Annotated in this window: 7 protein-coding genes and 1 pseudogene; 5 read left to right on the top strand and 3 right to left on the bottom strand. The window is 27.6% G+C overall.

Annotation, left to right across the window (positions count from 1 at the left end):
* From BM384_RS14860 to BM384_RS17790, 4 genes and pseudogenes are all read left to right on the top strand, one after another.
* Positions 1-178 (top strand): zinc ribbon domain-containing protein (locus tag BM384_RS14860; RefSeq protein WP_139232140.1); only part of this gene is annotated, 178 nt, incomplete at its 5' end.
* A gap of 170 nt (positions 179-348) precedes the next feature.
* Positions 349-570: pseudogene (locus BM384_RS14855) on the top strand (HAD hydrolase family protein); the annotation flags it as partial.
* Between the two features lie 49 nt (positions 571-619).
* Positions 620-1,957 carry an MATE family efflux transporter gene (locus tag BM384_RS14850; RefSeq protein ID WP_090014745.1) on the top strand — a complete coding sequence of 446 codons (1,338 nt, stop codon included), beginning with the start codon at positions 620-622 and terminating at the stop codon, positions 1,955-1,957.
* Between the two features lie 83 nt (positions 1,958-2,040).
* A complete protein-coding gene (locus BM384_RS17790; protein WP_175537408.1) occupies positions 2,041-2,187 on the top strand; it encodes a hypothetical protein in 147 nt (48 codons plus the stop codon).
* Between the two features lie 347 nt (positions 2,188-2,534).
* Here the strand turns inward: BM384_RS17790 and BM384_RS14845 are convergent, their stop codons facing one another.
* The 3 genes from BM384_RS14845 to modA are packed head-to-tail and all read right to left on the bottom strand — an operon-like array spanning position 2,535 to position 5,050.
* Positions 2,535-3,566 (bottom strand): sulfate/molybdate ABC transporter ATP-binding protein, encoded by a 1,032-nt coding sequence (locus tag BM384_RS14845; RefSeq protein WP_090014743.1) that lies wholly within the window; start codon positions 3,564-3,566, stop codon positions 2,535-2,537.
* Positions 3,566-4,249 (bottom strand): molybdate ABC transporter permease subunit, encoded by a 684-nt coding sequence (modB, locus tag BM384_RS14840; RefSeq protein ID WP_090014741.1) that lies wholly within the window; start codon positions 4,247-4,249, stop codon positions 3,566-3,568. The genes BM384_RS14845 and modB overlap by 1 nt, the downstream gene beginning before the upstream one ends.
* 15 nt (positions 4,250-4,264) lie before the next feature.
* Positions 4,265-5,050: a molybdate ABC transporter substrate-binding protein gene (gene modA / locus BM384_RS14835; RefSeq protein ID WP_090014739.1), complete on the bottom strand. Its 786-nt coding sequence runs from the start codon at positions 5,048-5,050 to the stop codon at positions 4,265-4,267.
* Positions 5,051-5,222: 172 nt separating this feature from the next.
* On the opposite strand from modA, the gene BM384_RS14830 reads away from it, so the two are divergent.
* The gene (locus BM384_RS14830) at positions 5,223-5,726 is read left to right on the top strand and encodes a Crp/Fnr family transcriptional regulator (RefSeq protein WP_090014737.1); all 504 of its coding nucleotides are present in this window, start codon (positions 5,223-5,225) and stop codon (positions 5,724-5,726) included.
* Positions 5,727-5,938: the final 212 nt, after the last annotated feature.

Below are 5,938 nucleotides of genomic sequence, written 5' to 3'. Positions count from 1 at the left end.
AAGCGAATTTGTTGAAGCAGATAGATATTTTCCATCATCAAAATTATGCAGCTCATGTGGCTCTATTAAAAAAGACTTGAAGCTTAAAGATAGAATATATAAATGTTCTTGCGGTTTAAATATAAATAGAGACTACAATGCAAGTATTAATCTTAGTAGATACGAATTAGCAATTTAATCACTATCAAGATATTGTTAATATGTAGGGTGCGTTGTACCCGAATTTACGCCTTTGGACTGTTATATCAAATGAGAGTAGTATATGAATTTATTCATTACAAAATCAGACAGGTTGAATAAGGAATTAAACAAGCTTTATAAAGTTTTATAAGGTTTTGGCAACGGACAGCCTTAGAAAAAATACAAAAAGAAGAAAATATATCTTATGAAGAAACTATGGTTTTTGGAGATTTTTATAATGATGTAGAGATGCTTAAGAAGGCTTATTATAGTTTTGTAATGGAAAATGCTAATGAAGATATGAAGCAGTATGGTAACTTTATAGCAGAAAGTAATAAAAATCATGGTGTTTTAAAAGCTATTAATAAATATGTTTTAGACCAGAAATAAATGTTTATCATATATTAATTACTGGGAAACACTTAATAAAGAGGAAAAAATGATTAAGGATATGACAAAGGGCAGTCCAGGTAAAGATTTATTTTTATTTGCACTGCCCATAATTTTTGGTAACATATTTCAGCAAGCTTATAGTATTATTGATTCTATTATTGTTGGAAATTATGTTGGGTCAGAAGCTCTAGCTTCAATTGGAGCTTCTTATCCCATAACTTTTATCAGCATCACTATTGCAAATGGTGCTGGCATAGGATCTTCTGTAGTTATTTCTCAGTATTTTGGAGCAAATAAATATTCTAAAGTAAAGTCATCTATTTACACTTCTTTGATTTCAATTATATTTATAAGTTCAATAATTTTATTATTAGGGTATGTCTTTGCAAAAAATATATTGTTATTTATGAATACACCAGAGAATATATTTTATGATGCTGAAAGTTATTTAAAAATATATTTTTTAGGAACAGTATTTTTGTTTGTCTATAATATAGTTAACTCATCTTTTAATGCTCTTGGCGATTCAAAAACATCTCTATTTTTCTTAATATTATCATCAATTTTAAATGTTATTCTAGATTTGATTTTTGTAGTAAAATTTTCAGCTGGAGTAAGGGGGGCAGCAGAAGCAACTATAATTTCTCAAGGATTTTCATGTGTTTTATCATTTATATTTTTAATAAATAGAATTAGAGGAATAAGAACTTCTGAAAAGACAAAGCTTTTTAATCTTTATATTTTTAAATCCATAAGTAGGATTGCCATTCCGTCTATATTACAGCAATCAATTATTTCTGTAGGTAATTTATTTGTGCAGTCTCTTGTTAATAGTTTTGGAAGTGTAATTATTGCAGGATATACAGCAGCTACAAAGATAGATTCTATAACTATTTTGCCAATGGTAAATATGAGTAATGCAGTTTCATCATTTACAGCTCAAAATATTGGTGGGAAGAAATTAGATAGAGTGAAAAAGGGATATAGGGCAGCTCTTAAAATTATATTTGTATTTTATATTATTATAGTAGCAAGTATTTTTATTTTTGGAAGAGATATTGTTTCTTTATTTGTAAGTGATGAAATTTCAAGAGAAGTTATTGATTATGGATGTAGTTATTTAAAGGTAGTATCTTTATTTTATATTTTTATGGGATTTATGGTTGTTACTAATGGAATTTTAAGGGCTGCAGGAGATATGAAGTACTTTTTACTTACATCTTTAATTAATCTAGGTACTAGAGTCTTTTTTGCTTATATGCTATCTTTGAAATTAGAAGAGTTATCTATATCCTTTGCAGTACCTTTAGGATGGATTTTTGCAAGTATTTTTGTATATGTAAGATATAGGAGTAATAAGTGGCAGGTTAAAAAGGTTGTATAAATATCTTTTGATATTATGTAAATTATCGTAAAAAGATAAAATATGTGGTATTCTTGTTAAAAAATAATCTTGGGAGATAAGTTATGAAAAAGAAGTTAATAAGTATTATATTAATTACAGCAGCATTATTCACTTTGGTTGCTTGCAATGATAATAAAGAAAATAATTCTGTAACATCAGAAAATAATGCTAGTGAGTCTGTAGATGAAGCAAATAATGAAAAAAAATAAACGCCAAAAGAAAATAAATCTTCTCAAAGTAATAATTCAGAGTCCTCATCAAATTCTAATAAACCAAAGCTTAAAAAGGATAAATATATACAGAAGCTTGATGAAGTAGAAAAAGGGTAATCTGATTTGGAGCCTTATTATGCTAGTAGTAATGCAGAAATGAAACAAGCAGTAAATGAGGAAGAAGACTGCTAAAGGGGGAAGAGCTGCAGGATTACAGTATAGTGCGTCTTTAGCTAAGTCTACCAAAGAAAGATGTTACGAATTAGTTGAAAAATATATGGAGTAAATTAAAATATAAAAAATAAGAAATGAGAAATCAAATATCTGATTTCTCATTTCTTATTTTAAAAGAAAAACATATATTCTTCTAAAAAGTGTATATAAATATAATCGTTAATTTTAAAATCTTTTCTATCAGTTTCTATTTCAATAATATGGTTTTCTTCAGTTTTTGCATATATCTTTAAACTAAAAGGATTTTTTACAATGTCATATATTTGAACTCTTAAACTATTATTGTGGTAACTATCATTTACAATTTTTATATCATGAGATCTTATACCAGTAAAATTTATATTGGTATCTATTTTATAATTACAATTTATAGTCATGCTTAAGTCATCAATATAGACATTATGTTCATCCATTCTTCTGCATTTAAAAATATTTTGACATCCTGTAATTTGAGCTTCAATTAAATTAGTAGGATTATTAAATAAATCTTCTTTATTTCTCTTAGGAAGTGCAGAACCTTCATCATAAACTATAATTTCATCACATATTCTATAGCTTTCTGAAATATCATGGCTTACCATAATAACTAATCCTTCATATTCTTTTAAAATAGGAATTAAATCTTTTTCTAATTTGCTTTTTAAGTGTACATCTAAAGCAGAAAAAGGCTCATCTAATAATAAAATTTTAGGCTTTGGTGCTATGGCACGAGCTAGAGCTGTTCTTTGCTGTTGTCCTCCAGAAAGCTCAGAAGGATAGTGATTTTCTAGTCCTCTTAAATTTAATTTTTCAATATAATATTCTGTTATTTTCTTTTTCTCATCCTTTGGTAATTTAAATAGTCCTGCTTCTATATTTTCGTAAACTGTCATATTAGGGAATAAAGCATAGTTTTGAAAAAGGTAGCCGGCACTTCTCTTTTGAGGCTTTAAATTGATTTTTTTAGATGAATCAAAAAGAATTTCATCATCTAATATAATACTTCCTGTATCAGGAGTTATAAGACCTGCAATAGATTTTAAAGTCATACTTTTTCCAAAACCTGAAGCACCTAGAATTCCTAAAATTCCTTTGCTGTGTTCAAAATTTATGTTAAGTTCAAAGGAAGGAAGAGATTTTTTTATATCTATTTTTAAAGACATTATTTATTCCTCCTTCTTATAAATTTACCTTGGATTTCACACCAGTAATTTAAAATAAGTATAGATACTATAGACAAAGTTACAATTATTAAAACCCATATTAATGCAGTTCTCATATCATTACCTTCAACGGCAAAGAATATGGCAAGGGGCATAGTTTGAGTTTTGTTTGGAATATTTCCAGCAATCATAAGGGTAGCTCCAAATTCTCCTATAGCTCTTGCAAAGGATAGTACAAGACCTCCTATAATACCAGGAAAAGCAAGAGGTACTGCTATCTTATAAAATATTTTAAATTCACTTAATCCTAAGGTTCTTGCAGCATAAATTATGTTACTATCTATTTGTTCAAAGGCAGAGCGGGCAGTTCTATACATCATGGGAAAAGATACTACAGATGCTGCTATAACAGTAGCTGAAAAAGAAAAAATTACTGTAACATCAAAGTGTAATAAAAGCTTTCCTATAGGACCATTTTTTCCGAATAAAACTAATAAAAAAAAGCCAACTACAGTAGGAGGAAGAATCAATGGCAGAGTTAATATGCCATCGATTAGTCCTTTAAATTTTCCTTTGTAATTGGCTACTAAATATGAAATACCTATACCAATAAAAAATGTTATTATTGTTGAAATTAATGCACATTTTATTGATACATATAAAGGTGATAAATTTAAGTTCATTATTTTCTCCTAAGATTAGTAAGGCTCGTAGCCATATTTTTCGAATATTTCTTTTGCAGTATCACTAAATAAGAAATTTTCAAAATCCTTAGCTGCTTCTAAGTTTTTAGTATCTTTAATTATAGCTACTGGATAATTAATAGGTGAATGATATTCATCAGAAATAGTATCAATAATTTTTACTGAATCATTTCCATAAGTATCACTCTTATATATAAAACCAGCTTCTGAATTACCTGCAACTGTCCAAGCTAGAACTTCCTTTACATCCTTTGCATAAACAAGCTTATCCATTAAAGCATTTTTCATATTTAAGTTTATTAAGGATTCTTCAGCATATTTTCCAGCAGGAACTGAGGCAGGATCTCCAATTGCAACATGAGAAACTTTATTTGTTAGTAAGTCATCTATATTTGTTACATCAGAGGAGGAAGTTATTAATACTAAATTGTTTTTAAGTAAAGTTTTTTCACTGTCATCAGCTAATAAACCTGAGTCAGAGAGAGCTGTCATTTGAGACTCACCAGCTGATATAAATACATCACATGGTGCACCTTGTTCAATTTGTTTTTGAAGAGAACCAGATGCTCCAAAGTTAAAAGTTAAATTTATATTTGGATAGTCTTTATTAAAGGCAGTTTGAATATCAGCCATTGCTTCCTTTAAGCTAGCAGCTGCTGAAATATTAAGATCTGCTGATAAATTTGAATCATTTTCGGAATCTTTTTTATTGCAACCGGCAAGAGATATTAAAAACATTGAAGTTAGTCCTAAAATAAACAGTTTTTTTAAGTTTTTCATAGTTAACCTCCTAAAATATTAATAAAAACTATTAGTTAAAACTATCAGTTATTAAATATTAGCACTTAAATGATAAATTTACAAATAGTCTATGTTGAAAAAAATGTAGAAAGTTATATAATTGTTACAGTTATATAAACTTTACAAAGTTATATAGAAAGAGGAATTATATATGAAAAATACAGTAGATGAACTAAGTAAACTAGAGTATTTTGAAAATGTTAGTGTTAACACAATAAATGAAATATTAAATAATAGTGAAATAAAAAAATATGAACCTGGACACATTTTATTTTATGATAAGGAACATGTAAATATTATTTATTTTATGATAAGCGGAGCTGTTTCTCTTTATAAAATTAATGAAAATGGACAAAAGAAAGTGGTATTTATTTTAGATAAAGGGAAAATAGTTAATGAAGTAATTTTCAAAGAACTTCCAGCTTCTATAAATTGTGAAGTTATAATTGAATCGACTATTCTTGGAATAGATAGAGAAGAACTTATGAGAATATTAAAAGAGGATTTTAATTTATGCAAGAATATAATATATTCTTTATCTATGAAAACAAGAAGAATGTACAGACAGTTAAAAAACACCCCCTTGTATAATCTAGTTGTAACATTTGATAGAAAACTATTTACTATTCTAACGAACATTACATGTCTAAATTGATATTAATTTTCTTATCTATTACTTTGCTTACGCCCCGATAGGGAAATACGCATTTCATAATTTAAAATAGTTTTTTATTTAAATTCCAAAAGGAATCTAACCAAATTTAATATAGTTTAGTATAATACTCCTGAATAGAAGATAGATGTACCCCCCCTGGGAGGTTTTAAAGAACCTATACCCGTAAAAAAGCGTATCATTCCATCAGGTAG

The organism is Clostridium sp. DSM 8431 (assembly GCF_900116755.1).
Taxonomy (GTDB): Bacteria; Bacillota; Clostridia; order Clostridiales; family Clostridiaceae; genus Clostridium.
The sequence above is the reverse complement of the archived record's forward strand: the minus strand, read 5'-3'. Positions and strand labels throughout refer to the sequence as shown.

What these genes read in the sequence shown, in the direction of transcription:
- BM384_RS14850 (WP_090014745.1), top strand. Translation starts at nt 620, where the DNA reads ATGATTAAGGATATGACAAAGGGCAGTCCAGGTAAAGATTTATTTTTA.
- BM384_RS17790 (WP_175537408.1), top strand. Translation starts at nt 2,041, where the DNA reads ATGAAAAAGAAGTTAATAAGTATTATATTAATTACAGCAGCATTATTC.
- BM384_RS14845 (WP_090014743.1), bottom strand. Translation starts at nt 3,566, where the DNA reads ATGTCTTTAAAAATAGATATAAAAAAATCTCTTCCTTCCTTTGAACTT.
- modB (WP_090014741.1), bottom strand. Translation starts at nt 4,249, where the DNA reads ATGAACTTAAATTTATCACCTTTATATGTATCAATAAAATGTGCATTA.
- modA (WP_090014739.1), bottom strand. Translation starts at nt 5,050, where the DNA reads ATGAAAAACTTAAAAAAACTGTTTATTTTAGGACTAACTTCAATGTTT.
- BM384_RS14830 (WP_090014737.1), top strand. Translation starts at nt 5,223, where the DNA reads ATGAAAAATACAGTAGATGAACTAAGTAAACTAGAGTATTTTGAAAAT.